Origin of the sequence: Blastochloris tepida, from assembly GCF_003966715.1 — a bacterium.
Taxonomy (GTDB): domain Bacteria; phylum Pseudomonadota; class Alphaproteobacteria; order Rhizobiales; family Xanthobacteraceae; genus Blastochloris; species Blastochloris tepida.
In genome coordinates, this window is record NZ_AP018907.1 from 288,285 (window position 1) to 309,074 (window position 20,790).

Sequence of the window (20,790 nt, forward strand, 5' to 3'; positions counted from 1 at the left end):
TCGCTATCCGCAAAGGGTGCTCTTCCTGCAAACGGCCCCGGCTCGGCGCTGCGCGCCGTCCGGGACGACGACCTCTTCCCTTCGTCATCGCGGGAGAGGCGGGATGCGGAGCATCCGGCCGAGACCCGGAATCTCCGTCCTTATGGTGTCATCCCGGGCGTAGCGAAGCGAAGACCCGGGATCGTCCTCCGAAAATGGCGCACCTTCCTGCGGACGGTCCCGGCTCGGCGCCGGATGCTGCGCATCCCCCGCCGTCCGGGACGGCGACGGCCAGCAACGGTATCCCGCAGCCGTTGCGGGTGTGTGTCAAGCCGGCTTGTCAGAGGTAACGGGTGGGCTTCCCGAGGCTTGGGCAAGAGTCAATTTCGGCTTCTACCTACCCACCCCGGCACCGCCCGCGAGGCGGCGACGGCAAAGCTTCCGGGCGGAACTGAATACCCTTTTGCGGTCAAGGTGTTTCGACCGGAATCGTTATGCGGCAAGGGCTTGGCGATTTTTTGCCGGCTCGGCGAGGGGCGGCTTCGGGCGGCGTTTCGGGGGCGTAAGTCACGCTTGACATGGGGGGTCGTCAAGTTAGAGTGACAACAACCCTGCAGCGCGTGGCCGCTCGTTGCGTAGCCGCTCTGTGTCCCGTTACCAGGTGTTTGGATGAACACGATCGCCGTGGTGCTACAGGAGCCGGAACAGCTCGTCCTGAGCCGTCTCGCGCTCACGCCGCCGGGCGACGACGATGTGGTCGTCGATATCGAGTGGAGCGGTATCAGCACCGGCACTGAACGGCTGTTCTATTCCGGCCGCATGCCGCATTTCCCGGGCATGGGTTATCCGCTGGTTCCCGGCTACGAGTCGGTAGGGCGCATCACCGAGGCCGGCGCCAATGCCACCGCGCGGATCGGCGAGCGCGTGTTCGTTCCCGGTGCCCGCTGCTATGGCGAGGTGCGCGGCCTGTTCGGCGGCGCCGCCTCGCGTGTCGTGGTGCCGTCGTCGCGGGCGCTGCCGATCGATGAACAGCTCGGCGAGCAGGGCGTGCTGCTGGCGCTGGCCGCCACCGCCTATCACGCCACCCATGCCGAGGGCGCGCGCCATCCGGATCTGATCGTCGGGCACGGCGTGCTCGGCCGCCTGCTGGCGCGTCTGGCGCTGCTGTCGGGCGGGCCGGCGGTGGTGTGGGAGCGCAATCGCACGCGCGCCGAAGGCGGCACGCGCTATCGCGTGCTTGATCCCGCCGAGGACAGCCGCAACGACTACAACGCCATCTACGATGTCAGCGGCGATCCGGCGATTCTGGACACGCTGATCTCGCGTCTCGCCCCGTGCGGCGAGATCGTGCTGGCCGGCTTCTACGAGGAGCCGCTGCGCTTCAATTTCCCGCCGGCCTTCCTGCGCGAGGCGCGCATCCGCGTCGCCGCCGAATGGCGTCCGGAAGACCTCGTGGCGGTGAAGCAGTTGATCGAGTCCGGGCGCTTGTCGCTCGACGGCCTGATCACGCATCGCCAGGATGCGCAAAACGCCACCGAGGCGTATCGGACCGCGTTCAACGATCCGACCTGCCTCAAAATGGTTCTCGACTGGAGATCCTGCTCATGACGTCCCCCGCCAGAGCAGTGTCGCTGCAGCCGCTTCTCGATGCCCGCTTGCGGGCGGAGGCGGCGATCGAGCCCGATCCGGTGCCTGCCGCGGCGCCGAGCAAGACGACGCAAATCATCGCCATCTACGGCAAGGGTGGCATCGGCAAAAGCTTCACGCTGGCCAATCTCAGCTACATGATGGCCCAGCAGGGCAAGAAGGTGCTGCTGATCGGCTGCGATCCCAAGGCCGACACCACCTCGCTGCTGTTCGGCGGGCGCGCGTGCCCGACCATCATCGAGACCTCGGCGAAGAAGAAGTTGGCCGGCGAAGAGGTGAAGGTCGGCGACGTCTGCTTCAAGCGCGACGGCGTGTTCGCCATGGAGCTCGGCGGCCCGGAGGTCGGGCGCGGCTGCGGCGGGCGCGGCATCATCCACGGCTTCGAGCTTCTGGAGAAGCTCGGCTTCCATGATTGGGGCTTCGACTACATCCTGCTCGACTTCCTGGGCGACGTGGTGTGCGGCGGCTTCGGCCTGCCGATCGCCCGCGACATGTGCCAGAAGGTCATCGTGGTCGGCTCCAACGACCTGCAGTCGCTCTACGTCGCCAACAATGTCTGCTCGGCGGTGGAATATTTCCGCAAGCTCGGCGGCAATGTCGGCGTGGCCGGCATGGTCATCAACAAGGATGACGGCACCGGCGAGGCGCAGGCTTTCGCCAAGGCCGCCGGCATTCCGGTGCTCGCCGCCATTCCGGCGGACGAGGACATCCGCCGCAAGAGCGCGGCCTATCAGATCGTCGGCAAGCCGGGCGGCCACTGGGCGCCGCTGTTCGAAGGGCTCGCCGGCAATGTCGCCGAGGCGCCGCCGATCCGGCCGAAGCCGCTGAGCCAGGACGAACTGCTCGGCCTGTTCACCAGCGAGGCAGTCGGCCGCGACGTGGTGCTCGAGCCGGCGACGATGGAAGACATGTGCGGGTCGGCGGTGATCGAGAAGCCGTCGCTCGAAGTGATTTACGATACGGTGTGATTTGGGACAGGACGCCATGAAGGCAGCCGACAATGTTCCGATCGACACCGTCCGAGGCGGTGAGCCGGCGTCAGCCGGCCCGACGCCGCGCGTCGACGCCGTGGCAGGTGCGGGGGATCTGCCACGCGTCGACGTCGCTGCTTTCCAGAGCGCGCCGTCGCACGGCGCGCCTCTCCAGGGCGTGAAGGGCTGCCGGTCCGGCGCCATCACGCCGTTCCGCGACGCCGTGCAGTCCGGCGGCGCGACGCCCGAGGCGCCGCACGACCAGCCGCAGACTATGTGCCCGGCCTTCGGGTCGCTGCGCGTCGGCCTGCGCATGCGGCGCACCGCGACCGTGCTGTGCGGCTCGGCCTGCTGTGTCTATGGGCTGACCTTCACCTCGCATTTCTACGGAGCGCGGCGCACGGTCGGCTATGTGCCGTTCAGCTCCGAGACGCTGGTCACCGGCAAGCTGTTCGAGGACATTCACGAGGCGGTCCACAAGCTCGCCGACCCGGCGAAGTACGACGCGATCATCGTGACGAATCTGTGCGTGCCGACGGCGGCGGGCGTGCCGCTGCGCCTGCTGCCCAAGCAGGTCAATGGCGTGCGCATCATCGGCGTCGATGTGCCGGGCTTCGGCACCGGCACCCACGCCGAGGCCAAGGACATTCTGGCGGCGGCGATGCTCAATCGCGCCCGCCACGAGGCCGAGCAGGGGCCGGTGCAGGCGCCGCGCGGCGGCCGGGCCGACCGTCCGACGGTGACGCTGCTCGGCGAGATGTTCCCGGCCGATCCGGTGAACATCAGCATGATGCTGGCGCCGCTGGGTCTCGCCGCCGGGCCGGCGGTGCCGACCGCCGAATGGCGCGAGCTCTATGCCGCGCTCGATTGCGGCGTGGTGGCGGCGATCCATCCGATCTACACCAACGTGCTGCGCGAGTTCGAGGCGGCCGGCCGCAAGGCGGTGGGCTCGGCCCCGATCGGCTATGAAGGCACGGCGGCGTGGCTCGATGCCATCGGCGCGGCCTGCGACGTGCCGCGGCCGACGGTGGAGGCCGCGAAGAACAAGCTCCTGCCGCCGATTCGGGCGGCGTTGGACAGCGCCCGCATTCATGGTCGTATCACCATGTTCGGATATGAGGGATCCGAGCTTCTGGTGGCGCGACTGATGGTGGAAAGCGGCGCGGATGTGCGCTATGTCGGCACCGCCTGTCCGCGCACGCCCTGGTCCGAGGCCGATCGCGACTGGCTCGAGTCGAGGGGCGTCCACGTGCAGTTCCGCGCCACGCACGAGCAGGATCTGGCGGCCATCGTCGAGTTCCGGCCGGACCTCGCCATCGGCACGACGCCGATGGTGCAGAAGGCCAAGGAACTGTCGATTCCCTCGATCTATTTCACCAATCTGATCTCGACGCTGCCGATGTTCGGCGCCGCCGGAGCCGGCTCGCTCGCCAGGCTCATCAATGCGGCGATCAACAACAAGGCGCGGTTCGATCGCATGAGCGAATTCTTCGCCGGCATCGGCGAAGCCGAGGAGGATGACCGACCCGAATTCCGCGAGGCGTATCGGCGCCGGCTCGCCGCGCAGGCGAAGCAGCGCAAGGCCGAGGAGGTCGGGTGATGCTGGTTCTCGATCTCGATCGCGCGGGCGGCTATTGGGGCGCGTCGTACGTCTTCTCGTCGGTGAAGGGCTTGCAGGTGGTGATCGACGGCCCTGTCGGCTGCGAGAACCTGCCGGTGTCGGCGGTGCTGCACTACACCGACGCGGTGACGCCGCACGAGCTGCCGGTGGTGGTCACCGGCCTGTCGGAAGAACAGCTCGGCCAGACCGGCACTGAGGCGTCGATGATTCGGGCGCACAAGACGCTCGATCCCGGCCTGCCGGCGGTGGTGTTGACCGGCTCGATCGCTGAGATGATCGGCGGCGGCGTGACGCCGGAGGGAACGAATCTCAAGCGCTTCCTGGCGCGCACGATCGACGAGGATCAGTGGCAGTGCTCCGATCGCGCCCTGAATTGGCTGTGGTCGGAATTCGGCCTCAAGCGCGTGCCGGATCCGAAGCCGCGCAAGGAAGGCCAGAAGCCGCGCGTCAACATCATCGGCGCGGTGCTGGGCACCTTCAACATGTACTCCGACGTGGCCGAGATGAAGCGGCTCGTAGAGGGAATCGGCTGCGAGGTGAATCTGGTGTTCCCGCTCGGGAGCCACCTCGCCGACATTCCGCGGCTGGTCGATGCCGACGTCAATATCTGCATGTACCGCGAGTTCGGCCGCATGCTGTGCGAGACGCTCGGGCGGCCCTATCTGCAGGCGCCGATCGGCCTGCATTCGACGACCGCTTTCCTGCGCAAACTGGGCGAATTGGTCGGGCTCGACCCCGAGCCGTTCATCACCCGCGAGAAGCACACCACGATCCGTCCGCTGTGGGATCTGTGGCGTTCGATGACGCAGGATTTTTTTGGCACGTCGAGCTTCGGAATTTGTGCGAACGAGACGTATGCACGTGGTCTTCGCCATTTCCTTGAGGAGGAAATGGGGCTAGTGTGCAGCTTCTCCTTCCCGCGGCGACCGGGCGTGAAGCCCGACAACGACGCGGTCCGCCAGGCGGTCCAGGGCGCCACGCCCTTGATCGTGTTCGGCTCCTACAATGAGCGCATGTATCTCGCCGAAATCCGCTCGCGGGCAATCTTCATTCCCGCGTCGTTTCCCGGTGCGATCGTGCGGCGGCACACCGGCACGCCCTTCATGGGATACGCCGGGGCCACCTATGTCGTGCAGGAAGTGTGTAACGGTCTTTACGATGCGCTGTTCAACATCCTTCCGCTCGGCTCAGAACTTGATAAGGTTGAGGCGACGCCTGCCCGGCTGCATGATGAAATGCCCTGGCATGACGACGCGAGAATCGCGCTAGACAAATCTGTCGAAGCGCTGCCGGTGCTGATCCGCACCTCGGCCGTCAAGCGTCTGCGTGACGCTGCCGAACGAGATGCGCGAGCAGCGGGGGAAGAGCAGGTTACGGTCGCGTGCGTTGCTCGCGCTCGTGCCGCACTCGTCGGGGGACAGGCCGCGTAACAGCGGTTAGTCGCTCTTCCTTCGAAGGGTTCGGTCCACGGTTCGCCGGGGGTCGAATCGGAGAGGTCTTTGCCCGGCTTGCCGGGTGGAGAATTCGTCGTGGCAACGCCACGGTGATCCCTGCCGCGCGGGACATGCGCGGTGACGGCCGCAAGGCCCGCATTGATGAGGGTATCGAAATGGCTGACTTGAAACCGAGCCTGACAGGGCTGACAGAAGAAGAAGCCAAGGAATTCCACAGCGTGTTCGTGTCCAGCATGGTGCTGTACCTCGCTACCGCCGTGATCGTGCACTATCTGGTGTGGACGGCTCGTCCGTGGATCGCTCCCATCCCGAAGGGCTGGGTGAACCTGGACGGCGTCACCACGGCGCTTTCGTATCTCGTCTGAGCGGAGGACTGACACATGGCTAACGAAAACCCTCGCAGCGCTTCGTGGAAGCTCTGGCTCATTCTTGATCCGCGCCGGGTTCTGACCGCGCTGTTCATCTACCTGACGGTTATCGCTCTGCTGATCCACTTCGGTCTGCTGAGCACCAACCGTCTGAACTGGTGGGAATTCCAGCGCGGGCTGCCGGCCGCGTCGCTCGTGGTCGTTCCGCCGGCTGTCGGCTGACCTGAACCCGTTTAACTGGGCGGAAGGTCGGGTGGTGGGCGAGGCCCGGTGGGGTTTCGCCCGCCACCCAAATCCAGGGGCGAGGTGGCGCTGGCAACGCCCCTCAAGCGGAGGACAGAGCAATGGCACTGCTCAGCTTTGAGAGAAAGTATCGCGTCCGCGGGGGGACGCTGATCGGGGGAGATTTGTTCGATTTCTGGGTGGGGCCGTTCTATGTCGGCTTCTTCGGAGTTTCGGCGATCTTCTTCATTTTCCTAGGCGTTTCCCTGATCGGGTATGCTGCGTCCCAGGGACCCAGCCTGGATCCCTTTGCGATCAGCATCAACCCGCCTGATCTTAAGTACGGATTTGCGGGCGCGCCGCTGCTGGAAGGCGGTTTCTGGCAGGCTATCACGGTCTGCGCGATCGGCGCCTTCATTTCGTGGCAGCTGCGTGAGGTCGAGATTTCCCGGAAGCTCGGAATGGGTTGGCACGTTCCGATCGCGTTCGGCGTTCCGATCTTCATGTTCCTGGTTCTGCAGGTGTTTCGCCCGATTCTCATGGGCGGCTGGGGTTTCGCATTCCCCTACGGCATCCTGAGCCATCTCGACTGGGTGAACAATTTCGGGTTCCAGTACCTCAACTGGCACTACAACCCCGGTCACATGTCGTCGGTTTCGTTCCTGTTCGCTAACGCGATGGCTCTGGGCCTTCACGGCGGCCTGATCCTGTCGGTTGCGAACCCGGGCGACGGCGACAAGGTGAAGACCGCGGAACACGAGAACGCGTATTTCCGCGACGTCGTCGGCTACTCGATTGGTGCGCTCGCCATCCATCGTCTCGGCCTGTTCCTGGCCTCCAACATCTTCCTGACGGGCGCCTTTGGCACCATCGCCAGCGGTCCGTTCTGGACCCGCGGCTGGCCGGAGTGGTGGGGCTGGTGGCTCGACATTCCGTTCTGGAGCTAAGGGGGGCGCACAATGGCTGACTTCCAGACGATCTACACGCAAATTCAGGCCCGCGGGCCGGACCATTTCGGTCCCTCGGGTCAGTGGGGCGACATCGATCGCGTCGGCAAGCCGATCTTCATCAAGTGGCTCGGCCGCATCGGCGACGCTCAGATTGGTCCCGTCTATCTCGGTGCTTCCGGCGTCGGCGGCATCGCGTTCGGGTTGACGGCGATTCTGATCATCGGGTTCAACATGTTGGCCCAGGTCAGCTTCGACCCGCTGCAGTTCTTCCGCCAGTTCTTCTGGCTGGGGCTCTATCCGCCGAAGGCGCAGTACGGCATGGGCATTCCTCCGCTGAATGACGGCGGTTGGTGGCTGATGGCCGGCCTGATGATGACGCTGTCGCTTGGCTGCTGGTGGATCCGGGTCTACTCCCGGGCCCGGGCGCTTGGCCTCGGCACGCACATCGCCTGGAACTTCGCCATGGCGATCTTCTTCGTGCTCTGCATCGGCTTCTTCCATCCCGTGCTGGTGGGAAGCTGGTCGGAAGCCGTTCCGTTCGGCATCTTCCCGCACCTGGACTGGCTGACCGCGTTCTCCATGCGCTACGGCAACTTCTACTATTGCCCGTGGCATGGCTTCTCGATCGGCTTCGCCTATGGCTGCGGCCTGCTGTTCGCGGCTCACGGCGCCACCATCCTGGCTGTTGCCCGGTTCGGCGGCGATCGCGAAATCGAGCAGATCACGGACCGTGGTACCGCGGTCGAGCGTGCGGCGCTGTTCTGGCGCTGGACGATGGGCTTCAACGCGACGATCGAATCGATCCACCGCTGGGGCTGGTTCTTCTCCTTCATGGTGATGTTCTCCGCCTCCGTCGGGATCCTCCTCACCGGCACGTTCGTCGACAACTGGTATCTGTGGTGTGTCAAGCACGGCGCGGCTCCGGACTATCCGGCCTTCCTGCCTGCTACGCCCGATCCGCGTGCCGGCACGTTTGATCCTCGTACGCTGACGGGAGTGCCGCAATGAAACACATGATCGCTAAATCGGTCGCGACCGTCGCGCTGGCGTCGCTCGTGTCCGGATGTTTCGAGCCGCCCCCGGCCATCTCGACGCAGACCGGCTTCCGTGGCCTGTCGATGGGTGAAGTTCTCCACCCGGCGACGGTCGCTGCGAAGAAGGAGCGTGACGCGCAGTATCCGCCGGCGCTGCCGGCGGTGAAGGCGGAAGGCCAGCCGGTCAGCAAGGTCTACAAGAACGTCAAGGTGCTCGGTGACCTCACCGAACCCGAGTTCCTGCGGACCATGACCGCGATGACCGAGTGGGTGTCGCCGAAGGAAGGGTGCACCTACTGCCACGACGAGGCCGATCTCTCGTCGGAAGCGAAGTACCCCTTCAAGGTGGCGCGGCGCATGCTCGAAATGACCCGCCACATCAACACCGACTGGACGAGTCACGTCGCCCAGACCGGCGTCACCTGCTACACCTGCCATCGTGGCCGGCCGGTGCCGCCGTATATCCGCTACCTCGAACCGCGCCTGCCGCTCGACAACGCGATCAAGCCGACCTTCGTGGAAGCGGACAATTCGGGTCACGTCGTTCGTCTCGCCAAGAACACCGCGTATTCGGCTCTGAACTACGATCCGTTCGCGATGTTCCTGGCCAACGACAAGCGTGAGATCCGCTTCGTGCCGCAGACCGCGCTGCCGCCGGTTGGTGTCAGCCGTGGCATGGAACGTCGCCCGCTGTCGGACGCGTATGCGACCTTCGCGCTGATGATGTTCATCTCGGACGCCATCGGCACGAACTGCACCTTCTGCCACAACCCGCAGACCTTCGAGAGCTGGGGTAACAAGAGCACGCCGCAGCGTGCCATCGCGTGGCAGGGGATCAAGATGACGCGCGATCTCAACATGAACTTCCTGTCGCCGCTGAAGCCCGTCTATCCGGCCAACCGGCTGGGTGCGCAGGGCGAGGCGCCGATGGCGGACTGCCGCACCTGCCACCAGGGCGTGACGAAGCCGCTGTTCGGAGCGAGCCGGATGAAGGACTATCCGGAACTCGGCCCGGTCAAGGCCGCCGCGAAGTGATGTGGAAGTGATGTGAATGGGCGGGGCGCCTCGTGCGCCCCGCACTTCAGGAAAACGCCGGGACCCGCGTCCCGGCGTTTTTCGTTTTGGCGAGGCGGCGCCATTTCAAATCCGGCAGGGGAAGGCCGGGCGCGCGCGAGGATGGGGGACAGTTGGTCGCTCCCGGCGGACCGGCCGGATTTCTTAAGCCTATCCGAGCGCGGCTTGGATGCCGATGATAGGTACAGGGGGCGCTGGTTTCGCCCAGGTGCGGCACCGGCCAATTCACAGTGCGTGGCGGCATGCCGACGCGCACTCGAAAGTGGAAGTCGCGAGTTTTATGCGCGCGAGACATGCAAAAGCGTGCGCGGCGTCATGATACCGTCGTTCAGCAGTGCAAAGCTTCATCCGGGTTCGATTCGCATTCCGCGAAGCTCGGAGACGCCGATGCACAATATTCTGATCGTCGCGCGCGCCAGTTTCGGGCACCGCGTGGACATCGAGGCGATCGGGCGGTTCAACGCGTCGGTTCGGCGGTGGATGCGAGCTCTGTCGATGCGCTGAACGTAAAGGGGGCACCGGTCCGGCGATCGGGTGCCGGATCGTGCCCCGCGGCGTGGCGTCGGCAGTGGCGTGATCAACGGCGGCCGGCCGTGCCGGAGCGATCAGCCGGCGGGCGTGGGCTGTGTCGGCGGGCCGGGTGGGTCCGGGAGCGCGGTCGGGCGGTGGCCGATGACGGGTCCGGGGCCCGCGATGGATCCGAGCCCAGCCCGCACGACGGGCACGCCGAAAGTCTGGTGCCCGCTGGAAGCCGTCGGAACCGAATTCGCGCACGTGGATTCCTCGAAGCGGAATCGTCGAAGCCGAATCGCCGGAGCCGCGCGACGTTGGCCACATTGGCGCGCCGGAGGTGCGGCGCATTAGAGCGTGATCCGGTCTGACTGCATCGGATCGGACGCTCCAAGTTTCTGGTTTGTCGCATTTTCCTTCGCGCAACCGGTATCCACTTGTGCGGAAAATGCTCTAGCCGGACCACGGCACACGGGCGTCCAGCCGCCCGGCCGAAGCGGCCAAAGTGTTGCGCGGTCGCAACAGGCATCGCTATTTAAGCGAACGGTTCGCAATTTCAGGCGCGGGACGGCGGGACGGAATTGCCGCTGACCTATCGTCGCCGTAAAATGTAACACTATAACAGTTCTAAACTGGGGTGTTGCGAGATGGGCATTCGGGGTTTGATCGTGATGGCTGCGGCCGCGGCGCTGCCGCTCGGCCTGCAGGCGGGGCCGGCTGTGGCGGCGGATCTGAAGGGCAAGGCGCCTGTCGCCGCTGCGGAGCCGCAGCTCTGCAAGGAGACGACCGAGGTCAATCCCGACATCTTCGGCTTCTCGAGCGGCACCGATGTGGCGACGCCGGGCTCGCTGGCGCTGGGCATCGAATATGGCGGCGGCTTCGGCGTTCGGTCGGGCCGGGCGATGTCGACCGACGGCAAGGTGCAGCTGTCCTACGGGCTGGTGCCGTGTGTCGAGATCGGACCTGCGGTCGTGTTCGGCAACTCCTATGAGGAGACGAATGACGGGGTGGCGCGTACCGAAAGCGACGCGCTCGGCGCCTCCATCGAGGCCAAGTTCAAGCTGCTCGGCCGCGCGCAGACCGGCTTCGGCATGACGTTCGTCGTCGAGCCGGGCTGGGCGCGGGTGAAGGAGCGCACGCGCTTCGCCAACGGCATTGCGAACGAGACCAGCAATCACGACGAGACCAGCCTCGCCATGAAGCTGCTGTTCGACACGGTGCTGGTGCCCGACCGGGTGTTCTTCGCCCTCAATTTCGTCCACGAGGCGGCGTGGATCGACGTGACGCCGCAGGAGGAGGAGTCGGCCTTCATCACCTCGGCGGCGCTGACCCTGCAGGCCTCCGAGAACTTCTTCGTCGGTGTCGAGGGCAGCTACCGGCAGGCCTATGCCGGCGCCTGGTTCGACCACGCGCAGGGCGATGGCTGGTATATCGGCCCGACCTTCTTCTGGGCGCTCAGCGAGAACGTCGCGCTGTCGGGCGCGCTGGCGGTCCAGGTCAGCGGCAACGAGAAGTCCTCTGAGGACTATATTGCCATGGGCGACCTCAACCTCGTGGACTTCAGCCAGTACGACGCCAAGCTGAAGCTCGGCATCTCGTTCTGATGCGCGGCGGAATCCGGCCGTCGGGTCCGGATTCCACGCAACGCCTGCGCCCACGCGAGCCCGCGTCCGGCGTGGGATGACGACCTCCCCAAAGCCCGCGTCGGCCGTGTGAACGTGCCGCGCGGGCTTTGACGTTTCGGACGGCCTCCGGCTGATCCGATAGGGGTGGCGGGAACGGTCGTGGCGCGCCATGCGGCGCCGTGAGTTCGGGCGACCGGAGCCCGAAATTCCGGCGGGGCCGGCTCGATCTCGCACCAACCGCATGGCCGACCAGCCTCGCCGATTGCCCCGCGGTGACGACACCTGGCCCCCGCCGGTTCGCCCGGACCGATCTGCATCGCGCCGAGGCCGTGCGGTTCGGCTGGCGTTGGGCCCGCGCCGCCTCCGCCTCCCGTCATGCTCCGACCATCGCCGCCAGATCACCCGGCGCGGCGCGCGCGATTTCACAAGACTACCCGCGACGGCCGATTGGAGTTGGCAATCCAGCTCCAATTCACTACAAATCGATCCGGAATTGGAGGGGTGGCGGCTTGATCGAATTGGAGCGGAAGTTCCAACGCCTTGAGTTCGCACACCCTATCTCGCGGATCCGGCTGCCGGTTCTGCGCCGGATGCTCTGGATGGCGAGGCCCGGCCGGCTCATGGGAGCCGAATCTACGCTTCCCAATGTTCCCGAGCATCGCCAACGGGCTGAGCGATGTCGGTGCTGATTGTCCTGGCCTTGATGGCCCTGCTTGCGGGCGCAGCGCTCGCGCCCGTCGCCGCGCGTTTCGGGCGTGTGCGTGCGTCGCAGACCGCGGCGGCAGCCCTCATTGGGGCGCTGGCGCTGCTCGCGCCGTTGGCGCCCGGCGTGCTGTCCGGTCAGGTCGTGGTGGCCTCCTGGTCCTGGTTGCCGGAGTGGGGGCTCGACCTCGCCTTCCGCTTCGACGGGCTGTCGCTGCTGTTTGCGCTGCTCATTCTCGGCATCGGCCTCTTGATCGTCCTCTATGCCAGCTACTATCTGCCGGTGGCGGACCGGATGGGGCGGTTCCTGGGGCTGCTGCTGGTGTTCGCCGCCGGCATGCTGGGCATCGTGCTGTCCGAGAACATCCTGCTTCTCCTGGTGTTCTGGGAGATCACCAGCGTCACCTCCTTCCTCCTGATCGCCTACAAGTACGAGGCGCATGACGGGCGCATCGCCGCGCGCATGGCGCTGGCGGTCACCGGCGGCGGCGGGCTGGCGATGCTCGCCGGCTTTCTGCTGCTCGGGCACATCGCCGGCTCGTTCGAACTGTCGGACATTCTCGCCCGCGGCGCGCAGATCCGCGCCCATCCGCTCTATGCGCCGACGCTGGTGCTGATCCTGCTCGGCGCCTTCACCAAGTCGGCGCAGTTTCCGCTGCATTTCTGGCTGCCGAACGCGATGGCCGCGCCGACCCCGGTCTCGGCCTATCTGCACTCGGCGACCATGGTGAAGGCCGGCGTGTTCCTGCTTGCGCGCCTGCACCCGGCGCTGGCCGGAACCGAGCTGTGGTTCGGCCTCGTCAGCTCGGTCGGCGCGGCGACCTTCGTGTACGGCGCCTATGTGGCGCTGCTGAAACACGACTTCAAAGGGCTTCTGGCCTATTCCACGGTCAGCCATCTCGGGCTGATCACGCTGCTGTTCGGCCTCGATACGCCGCTCAGCGTGGTGGCCGGCGTGTTCCACATCATCAACCACGCGGTGTTCAAGGCGTCGCTGTTCATGGCGGCCGGCATCATCGACCATGAATGCGGCACGCGCGACATGCGGCGCATCAACGGGCTGTTCAAGTACATGCCCTACACCGCGACGCTCGGCATCGTCGCGGCGGGGGCGATGGCCGGCGTGCCGCTGCTCAACGGCTTCCTCAGCAAGGAGATGTTCTTTGCCGAGGCCATCGAGCACCCGCATTTCGGCGCCCACACCTGGGTGCTGCCGGTGTTCGCCACCATCGCCGGCACGCTGTCGGTCGCCTATTCGACGCGCTTCATCCACGACGTGTTCTTCAATGGCGAGCCGATCAACCTGCCGCGCTCGCCGCACGAGCCGCCGCGCTGGATGCGCTTCCCGGTCGAAATCCTGGTGCTGCTGTGCATCGCGGTCGGCGTCGCGCCGCAGCTTTCGGTCGGCCCGCTGCTCGATGCCGCCGCCGGCGCGGCGCTTCTCGGCAACCTGCCGGCGTTCAAACTGTCGGTCTGGCACGGCTTCAACCTGCCGCTGGTCATGAGCTTCGTCGCGCTGGCCGCCGGCATCGTCTATTACCTCAACCGGCGCTTCCTGTTCGAGTTGCACGAGCGCTATCTGCCCGATCTTCAGAGTCCGGTGGCGTTCGAGCGCGTCTATCAGGCGATGACAGCCGCAGCCGCGCGGGTGATGGCGCTCGTCGACAGCGGCGCACCGCGGCGTTATCTCGCGCCGCTCCTGGTGTTCGCGATCGCGCTCGGCCTGTGGGCCTATTGGTCGGCGCATCCGGACGGCCTCGCGCTTGCCGGCGGGGCGGCCGGGGCGCCGGCGGGTCCATTGGTCCAGGCGCTGGCGCTGGCCGGCCTCGCCGCGCTCGCAGCCGGCTGCCTCGGCGTCGTCGCCTGTCACCGCCAGCGCCTGCTCGCCATCATCTTCATGAGCGTGGTCGGCCTCGTGGTGTCGATGACCTTCGTGCTGCTGTCGGCGCCCGATCTGGCGCTGACGCAGATTTCGGTCGAGGTGGTGACCATCGTGGTGATGCTGCTGGCGCTGCGCTTCCTGCCGGCACGGGCGGAGACGGCCGAGCCGCGCGGGCGCCGGTTGCGCGACATGGCGATCGCCGGGCTTGCCGGCGGCGGGGTGGCCGCCCTCAGCTACGCCATGCTGACGCGGCCGTTCGAGACGATCTCGAACTTCTATCTCGCCAACGCCGTGCCGGGCGGCGGCGGCGCCAACGCGGTCAATGTCATCCTGGTCGATTTCCGCGGCTTCGACACGCTGGGCGAGATCACCGTGCTGGCCATGGCGGCGCTGGGCGCGCACGCGCTGGTCAGCGGCCTGCGGCTCGCCCCCTATGCCGGCAGCGCTGAACGCGAGGCCGACCGCCACCCGATCATGCTGGCCATGCTGGTGCGGCCGCTGTTGCCGCTGGCGCTCGCCGTCTCGCTCTACATCCTGTTGCGCGGCCACAATCTGCCGGGCGGCGGGTTCATCGCCGGCCTCGTCACCTCGGTGGCGCTGATCCTGCAGTACATCGCCTGCGGCATCGATTTCGGCCGCGCCCGCCTGCCGCTCGACCAGCCGCGGCTGATCGCGGCGGGCCTCGCCATCGCCGGGGCCACCGGCCTTGCGAGCTGGCTGTTCGGCGCGCCCTTCCTCACCAGCGCGCACGGCCATGTCCATCTGCCGCTCATCGGCGATGTCGAGCTTGCCTCCGCCATGCTGTTCGATCTCGGCGTCTATCTGGTGGTGGTGGGCGGCACGCTGCTGGTGCTCACCGAGCTCGGGGCGCTGAGCCGGCGCGAGCTTGCCGCCGAGGGTGCGACAAGGGAGGCTGCGACGCGAGAACCTGCGACGCAGGAGCCGGCACCATGGAACTGATCGTCGCCGCCGGCATCGGCCTGCTCACGGCTTGCGGCCTCTATCTCGTGCTGCGGGCGGAGACCTTCTCCGTCGTGCTCGGCCTCACCCTGCTGTCCTACGCGGTCAATCTGGTGCTGTTCGCCAGCGGCCGGCTGGTGGCCAATGCGCCGCCGCTGCTGGTCGAGGGCGTTCCGCGCCACACCGATCCGCTGCCGCAGGCGCTGGTGCTCACCGCCATCGTCATCAGCTTCGGCATGACGGCCTATCTCGTCGCGCTGGCGCTGCGCGCCAAGGGCGAGAGCGGCCGTGACGGATTCGACGGCGGCGACCCGACATGAGCCATCTTGCGATCATCCCGATTCTGCTGCCGCTCGCCGCCGGCATCGCCTGTCTGGCGCTGGAGCGCGCGGGGCTCGTTGCGCAGCGCGCCGTTTCGCTCGCCGCGGCGCTGATGATGATGGCGGTTGCGGCACTGCTGCTGCGGCACGCCGGCACCGGCGCGATCGACGTCTATGCGCTCGGCAACTGGCCGGCGCCGTTCGGCATCGTGCTGGTGCTCGACCGGCTCTCGGCGCTGATGGTGGCGGTGTGCGCGGCGCTGGCGCTGCCGGCGCTGATCTATGCCAGCGGCGGCACCGATGCGCTGGGCCGCCATTTCCACGCGCTGTTCCAATTCCAGATCGCCGGCCTCAACGGCGCCTTCCTCACCGGCGACCTGTTCAACCTGTTCGTCTTCTTCGAGGTGCTGCTGCTCGCCTCCTACGGCCTGCTGGTGCACGGCAACGGCCGGGCGCGGGCGAATGCCGGCCTCGCCTATGTCGTGCTCAACCTCACCGGCTCGGCGCTGTTCCTGATCGCGCTTGGGCTGCTCTACGGCACGCTGGGCACGCTCAACATGGCCGATATGGCGCATGCGCTGGCCCGCGTGCCTGCGGCGGATCAGGCGCTGGTGCGCACGGCCGCGAGCCTGCTGGTGGTGGTGTTCGCGCTCAAGGCGGCGCTGTTTCCGCTGTCGTTCTGGCTGCCAAGCGTCTATGGCGCGGCGGTCGCGCCGGCGGCGGCGCTGTTCGCCATCATGACCAAGGTCGGCGTCTATGCGCTGCTGCGGGTCTCCAGCGCCAGCTTCGCCGGTGCGCCGGTCACCGCCGATCTGCTGCAGCCCTGGCTGATGCCGCTGGCGATCGCCACCATCGTCGCCGGCACGCTGGGCGCGCTGGCGGCGCGGCGGCTGGCCGTGGTGGTGGCGAGCCTCGTCGTGGTCTCCACCGGCACGCTGCTCGCGGCGATCGCCGCATCCGGCATCGAGGCGATCGCCGCGGCGCTGTTCTATCTCGTCCATTCGACACTGGTGGCCGGCGGCTTCTTCCTGCTGGCCGGGCGCATCGCGAGTGCGCGCGGCGAGGCGGGCGACGGCTTCCGCACCGGCCAGACCGCCACGCGGGCGGTGACGCTGGGGGCCGCCTATCTGGTGTTTGCGCTGGCGATCAGCGGCGTGCCGCCGCTCTCCGGCTTCCTCGCCAAGCTGATGATCCTGCGGTCGATCCAGGAGGCCCCGTTCGGACCCCTTGCGTGGACGGCGCTGCTGTCCTCGAGCCTGCTGCCGGCGCTGGTGCTGGCGCGCGCCGCCAGCGTGTTCTTCTGGGAGGCGAAGCCGGCGCCCGCCGCCACCGCCGAGGCGCGGCTCGGCCTGCCGGCGCTCGCCATGCTGACGATGCTGGCGGCGAGCCCGCTGCTGGTGGCGTTCGCCGCACCGGTGGCCGATTATGCGCGGGCCACCGCCATGCAGCTCCGCTCGCCCGCGGCCTCCGAAGCCGTGCTCGGCGCCGATCCCGCCACTGCCCGCGAGCGCCGGCCATGACAGGGTTTCCGATGTCCGTTCTGCACGCTCTCGTGCCGGCGCCGGTGCTCAGCCTGATGATCCTGGGGCTGTGGCTCGCGCTGGCGCCGCAGATCACGCCCGGCCAGTTCGTGCTCGGCGCGGTCGTCGCGCTGGCCATCCCGCGGCTCACCGCCGCATTCTGGCCCGACCGGCCGCGCCTCGCGCGGCCGCTGGCGGCGCTGCGCCTCGCCGGCACGGTGCTGGCCGACATCGTGGTGGCGAACTTCGCGGTGGCGCGCCGCGTCGTCGGGCCGCTCCATCGGCTGCATCCCGCCTTCGTCGAGGTGCCGCTCGATCTGCGCGACGGCTTCGTCGCCACCATTCTCGGCAGCATCGTGTCGCTGACGCCAGGCACGGTCTCGATCGAGATCGACCGTGAGCGCTGGATCCTGTTCGTCCATGCGCTCGACGACACCGATCCGCAGCAGCTCGTCGACACCATCAAGCGGCGCTACGAGGCGCCGCTGCGGGAGGCCTTCGCATGCTAGCCGTCGTCGTGCCCGTAGCAGTGGGACTGGTCGTGGCCGCCATCGCGCTCACGCTGTGGCGGCTGTTGCGCGGCCCAGGCGTGATGGACCGCGTGCTGGCGCTCGATACGCTCGCCATCAACGCCATCGCCCTGGTCATCCTGTTCGACATCCTGTTCGGCAACGCCATCTCGTTCGAGGCGGCGCTGCTGATCGCGATGATGGGCTTCGTCGGCACCGCCGCGCTGTGCAAGTTCCGCCTCAGCGGCGATGTGATCGAATAGGGCATGATGCGCAAATCCGGGAACCGGTTTTGCGAGAACATCATGCTGAAACAACGCGTTGGAACATGATGCGCAGGAGTGCGAATCCGCGATGCTGACCGAGGTGCTGACATCGGCGCTGGTGCTGATCGGGGCGGCGTTCGTGCTGCTCGGCGCGGTTGGGCTGGCGCGGCTGCCCGATCTGTTCACCCGCCTGCACGGCCCGACCAAGGCCACCACGCTCGGCGTCGGTGCGATGGTCGTGGGCTCGATGATCCACTTCAATGCTCAAGGCGACGGCGTGAGCCTGCGCGACCTGACGATCGTGCTGTTCCTGTTCATCACCGCGCCGGTGAGCGCCCACATGATCGCCAAGGCGGCGCTGAAGGAGCGCGAGCGCGCGCCGCAGGCGGAGCCGCCGGCCCAACAAGACCCCTCCGAAACCTGAAAGATCAGCGCGGCAGGCCGCAGCGGGCGTAGACGGCGGCGCCGAGCCGCTCGGCGGGGCGGAGGCCATCGGTGCGCCGCTCCGGCGCGGCGCGGTCATCGCGGTCATCGGCAGGGGGCGCGTATTGCTGGGTGACTCGGGCGATGCAGCCGGCGGTGCGCGAATTGCGCTCGGCCGGCGGGCGCTGGCGCATCTCGGCATCCTCGCCGGCCGCGGCAGGCAAGGCGGACGCGGCGACCATGGCCGCAAGCAGCCCGGCCCGCGCCAGCCGCGCCGTCACGGCAGCCGGCCGCGTGTCGTGGCCGGCGTGAAATCCTCCGCCCGCAGCCAGAATACCTCGTCCTCGCTGGTCTCGGTATCGAGCCAGAACAGCGGCAGATCGGGGAAGGCAGCCTCCAGCGCCGGTCGGCCGCGGCCGACCTCGCACATCATCGCGCCCGACAGCGCGAGATGGGCCGGCGCCTCGGCCAGGATGCGGCGGACGATGTCGAGCCCGTCGGCGCCGCCGTCGAGCGCCATCTGCGGCTCGTGCGCGGCCTCCAGCGGCAGGCCGGCCATGCCCTCGGCATCGACATAGGGCGGGTTGGTGAGGATGAGGTCGTAGTGCGCGCCGGCCACCGGCGCGAACAGGTCGCCGCGGAACAGGGTGATGCGGTCGGCGAAGCCGCTGTTGGCGATGTTTTGGGCAGCGACCTCGGCGGCATCGGCCGACAGTTCCACCGCGTCGATCATCGCGTTCGGGAAGACGTGGGCGGCGAGGATGGCGAGGCAGCCCGAGCCGGTGCACAGATCGAGCACGCGCTCGACCGCGCCGACATCTGCGATCAGGGCGCCGTCGGGGCCGATCAGGTCGGTGCGGAACAGAAGCTCGCCGATGAAGGAGCGCGGAATGATCACCCGCGGGTCGACCGCGAACGGCACGCCCTGGATATAGGCGCGGCCGACGAGATAAGGGGCGGGCATGCGGGTGGCCACCCGCGCCTCGATCAGCTCCAGCACCCGGCGCCGCTCGGCCCGCGTCAGCCGGGCATCGAGCCAGGGCGAGAGGTCGTCGATCGGCAGATGCAGCGCTTCCAGGATCAGGAACGCCGCTTCGTCGAGCGCGGTCTCGGTGCCGTAGCCGTAGGAGATGCCGGCGGCATTGAAACGGCTGACCGCGCAGCGCACGAGGTCGCGCACGGTCAGGAGGTCTTCGGCGTCGGTGTCGGCGGTGCTGTCGGTCACATCAGCCCGATAGCCGCCCGGCGGGGCGGACGCAAGAGCCGCGTGTCGCTGCCGCCGCCGCGCTCAGCCGTGGGGTTGGATCACTCGCACACTTCCATGCGGCGGACGGTCCAGCCATAGCCTTCCACCCAGACGCGGCGCTTGGTCATGTAGCAGACCGGCGCCTCGACCGGCTCGTAGTAGTAGACGCGGCGCGGCGGCGGGGCCGGATAGTAGTAGGTCGGCGCGGCATTGGCGGCGGCCGCCCCGATCATGGCGCCGGCGGCGAGTCCCATCACCGCACCGGCGGCCACCGCGCCACCGCGGTAATAGGCCTCGGCCGGAGCGGGCGCTGCGGCCATGGTGGCGGCGGCGACCAGCCCCGCACAGGCGAGGGTCGAGAACGTGCGTGTCATGGTGACCTCCATGCGCTGCGGGAGCGGCACCGCCGCTTCCGAGCCGTCAAGTCTATGGCTCGAGTCTTGACGATCAATTGCGCCAAAACATCGGCAGATCGGCGGGATCCGGTCGCACGGCGTGGTGTTGCGGATGTGGCGCATGGACACGGACGCCTGCTCGCCGCTCGGCGGTTGCAATAACGCCAAAATTCGCGCGAAATCAGGGCGCCCGTGCTTGCGGGCGGTCGCAATCAGGCCGGAAACTGCTCGATTTCAGTGTCTTCGACTTCCGGATCGACCAGCCGGGTCGCGCCCCACTGCGTTAATATTTCGTTCATCCTGTCGACGACGAAAAACCGCGCCGCGTCGCGGTCGTAGCCGTCGGCGAGCAGCGCGTCATAATCGGTGTGGCGGTGGCGGATGTGGGCGGTGGTGGCCAGCCACACGGCGATGGAGGGCGGCAGGCTGCGCAGCGTCGGCGCCGACAGCGCCTCGCGGAAGATCGGCTCGGCATCGGCCAGCGGAATGTGCGGCGCAAGCTCGCGGATCGCCTTGCGCAGGGCGCGCTGGCGGCGGGTGCCGGCCGCGCCGCTCATGGTCCGGCCCGCCGGCCGGCATCCGCCTGATGCGGCTTGAGGTCGATCAGCGGCGTGCCGTCCAGGCAATCCAGCCCGCGCACGGTGAGAAAGCGCCCCTCCACCTTCACCAGCGGGCAGGCCGACAGGCCGATCGGGTTGGGGCGCACCGGCGAGCGCAGGGCGAAGGCGCCGCGCGGATCCGGCCGGTGGTGCGGCCGCTGCACCATCACCGTGCGCAGCGAGCGGTGGAGCCAATAGAGCACGTCGAACTCGGCGTGGGCCTCGATGCCGAGCAGCGCGTCGGCGAAGCGCTCGAACACCTCGATGGTGCAGAGCGCGTCGCTGTCGGCGCCGCTTCGCGGGCAATCCTCGCGCCGCAGGAAGGGGGTGCGGATGGTGCCGATGAAATAGAGGCCGGCGTCGAACGACTCCGGCAGCTCGATGCCGATCTCCCCGTCGCGGAGGGTGGAGTCGAAGATTGCCGTCATGATGCCTCCCGCCGATCCGGCGCCCGCTCTCGCGAAGAAGACCTCAGCCACGAACGCGTCATACGGTTTCCGGTTGATCCCTTCG

At 67.7% G+C, this 20,790-nt stretch carries 21 protein-coding genes; 16 read left to right on the forward strand and 5 right to left on the reverse strand.

All coding sequences use genetic code 11. The features are described 5' to 3' along the window. Window positions 1-648: 648 nt before the first annotated feature. From bchC to BLTE_RS01295, 16 genes are all read left to right on the forward strand, one after another. Entirely contained in the window at window positions 649-1,587 is a 939-nt protein-coding gene (bchC, locus tag BLTE_RS01220; RefSeq protein WP_126396853.1) for a chlorophyll synthesis pathway protein BchC, read from the forward strand. Further along, on the forward strand, window positions 1,584-2,594 hold the full coding sequence (locus BLTE_RS01225) for a chlorophyllide a reductase iron protein subunit X (protein ID WP_126396855.1): 1,011 nt from the start codon (window positions 1,584-1,586) through the stop codon (window positions 2,592-2,594). The genes bchC and BLTE_RS01225 overlap by 4 nt, the downstream gene beginning before the upstream one ends. Window positions 2,595-2,610: 16 nt before the next feature. After that, a complete protein-coding gene (bchY, locus tag BLTE_RS01230) occupies window positions 2,611-4,197 on the forward strand; it encodes a chlorophyllide a reductase subunit Y (RefSeq protein ID WP_126396857.1) in 1,587 nt (528 codons plus the stop codon). Beyond that, window positions 4,197-5,648 carry a chlorophyllide a reductase subunit Z gene (gene bchZ, locus BLTE_RS01235; protein WP_126396860.1) on the forward strand — a complete coding sequence of 484 codons (1,452 nt, stop codon included), beginning with the start codon at window positions 4,197-4,199 and terminating at the stop codon, window positions 5,646-5,648. The genes bchY and bchZ overlap by 1 nt, the downstream gene beginning before the upstream one ends. Before the next feature lie 179 nt (window positions 5,649-5,827). Further along, complete coding sequence (gene pufB, locus BLTE_RS01240; protein ID WP_126401981.1) at window positions 5,828-6,037, forward strand: light-harvesting antenna LH1, beta subunit; 210 nt, start codon at window positions 5,828-5,830, stop codon at window positions 6,035-6,037. 15 nt (window positions 6,038-6,052) lie between these two features. After that, a complete protein-coding gene (pufA, locus tag BLTE_RS01245) occupies window positions 6,053-6,262 on the forward strand; it encodes a light-harvesting antenna LH1, alpha subunit (RefSeq protein ID WP_126396862.1) in 210 nt (69 codons plus the stop codon). Between the two features lie 122 nt (window positions 6,263-6,384). After that, a complete protein-coding gene (gene pufL, locus BLTE_RS01250) occupies window positions 6,385-7,209 on the forward strand; it encodes a photosynthetic reaction center subunit L (RefSeq protein WP_126396865.1) in 825 nt (274 codons plus the stop codon). Window positions 7,210-7,221: 12 nt separating this feature from the next. Beyond that, window positions 7,222-8,220 carry a photosynthetic reaction center subunit M gene (gene pufM, locus BLTE_RS01255; RefSeq protein ID WP_126396867.1) on the forward strand — a complete coding sequence of 333 codons (999 nt, stop codon included), beginning with the start codon at window positions 7,222-7,224 and terminating at the stop codon, window positions 8,218-8,220. Beyond that, window positions 8,217-9,281, forward strand: coding sequence for a photosynthetic reaction center cytochrome PufC (gene pufC, locus BLTE_RS01260; RefSeq protein ID WP_126396869.1), 1,065 nt, complete (start codon window positions 8,217-8,219; stop codon window positions 9,279-9,281). The genes pufM and pufC overlap by 4 nt, the downstream gene beginning before the upstream one ends. A gap of 1,220 nt (window positions 9,282-10,501) precedes the next feature. Next, window positions 10,502-11,434, forward strand: a complete 933-nt coding sequence (locus BLTE_RS01265; protein WP_126396871.1) for a hypothetical protein — start codon at window positions 10,502-10,504, stop codon at window positions 11,432-11,434. A gap of 724 nt (window positions 11,435-12,158) precedes the next feature. Next, window positions 12,159-14,999 (forward strand): monovalent cation/H+ antiporter subunit A, encoded by a 2,841-nt coding sequence (locus tag BLTE_RS01270; RefSeq protein ID WP_483189279.1) that lies wholly within the window; start codon window positions 12,159-12,161, stop codon window positions 14,997-14,999. Then, the gene (locus tag BLTE_RS01275; RefSeq protein ID WP_126396875.1) at window positions 14,990-15,319 is read left to right on the forward strand and encodes a Na+/H+ antiporter subunit C; all 330 of its coding nucleotides are present in this window, start codon (window positions 14,990-14,992) and stop codon (window positions 15,317-15,319) included. Before BLTE_RS01270 ends, BLTE_RS01275 begins: the two co-directional genes overlap by 10 nt. Further along, a complete protein-coding gene (locus tag BLTE_RS01280) occupies window positions 15,316-16,839 on the forward strand; it encodes a monovalent cation/H+ antiporter subunit D (RefSeq protein WP_126396877.1) in 1,524 nt (507 codons plus the stop codon). The genes BLTE_RS01275 and BLTE_RS01280 overlap by 4 nt, the downstream gene beginning before the upstream one ends. Then, window positions 16,836-17,348: a Na+/H+ antiporter subunit E gene (locus BLTE_RS01285; protein ID WP_197723255.1), complete on the forward strand. Its 513-nt coding sequence runs from the start codon at window positions 16,836-16,838 to the stop codon at window positions 17,346-17,348. The genes BLTE_RS01280 and BLTE_RS01285 overlap by 4 nt, the downstream gene beginning before the upstream one ends. 32 nt (window positions 17,349-17,380) lie before the next feature. Further along, on the forward strand, window positions 17,381-17,611 hold the full coding sequence (locus BLTE_RS01290; protein ID WP_244600068.1) for a K+/H+ antiporter subunit F: 231 nt from the start codon (window positions 17,381-17,383) through the stop codon (window positions 17,609-17,611). Between the two features lie 91 nt (window positions 17,612-17,702). After that, window positions 17,703-18,038, forward strand: a complete 336-nt coding sequence (locus BLTE_RS01295) for a Na+/H+ antiporter subunit G (protein ID WP_126396880.1) — start codon at window positions 17,703-17,705, stop codon at window positions 18,036-18,038. A 4-nt stretch (window positions 18,039-18,042) separates the two neighbouring features. Here the strand turns inward: BLTE_RS01295 and BLTE_RS01300 are convergent, their stop codons facing one another. The 5 genes from BLTE_RS01300 to tsaA all read right to left on the reverse strand — a co-directional run bounded on the left by BLTE_RS01300 (window position 18,043) and on the right by tsaA (window position 20,705). Beyond that, window positions 18,043-18,318 carry a hypothetical protein gene (locus BLTE_RS01300; RefSeq protein ID WP_126396882.1) on the reverse strand — a complete coding sequence of 92 codons (276 nt, stop codon included), beginning with the start codon at window positions 18,316-18,318 and terminating at the stop codon, window positions 18,043-18,045. Next, entirely contained in the window at window positions 18,315-19,262 is a 948-nt protein-coding gene (gene prmB / locus BLTE_RS01305) for a 50S ribosomal protein L3 N(5)-glutamine methyltransferase (protein WP_126396884.1), read from the reverse strand. The genes BLTE_RS01300 and prmB overlap by 4 nt, the downstream gene beginning before the upstream one ends. An 80-nt stretch (window positions 19,263-19,342) precedes the next feature. Beyond that, entirely contained in the window at window positions 19,343-19,657 is a 315-nt protein-coding gene (locus BLTE_RS01310) for a hypothetical protein (RefSeq protein ID WP_126396886.1), read from the reverse strand. Between the two features lie 233 nt (window positions 19,658-19,890). After that, a complete protein-coding gene (locus BLTE_RS01315) occupies window positions 19,891-20,235 on the reverse strand; it encodes a DUF2293 domain-containing protein (protein ID WP_126396888.1) in 345 nt (114 codons plus the stop codon). Then, window positions 20,232-20,705 carry a tRNA (N6-threonylcarbamoyladenosine(37)-N6)-methyltransferase TrmO gene (tsaA, locus tag BLTE_RS01320; protein WP_126396890.1) on the reverse strand — a complete coding sequence of 158 codons (474 nt, stop codon included), beginning with the start codon at window positions 20,703-20,705 and terminating at the stop codon, window positions 20,232-20,234. Before tsaA ends, BLTE_RS01315 begins: the two co-directional genes overlap by 4 nt. Window positions 20,706-20,790: the final 85 nt, after the last annotated feature.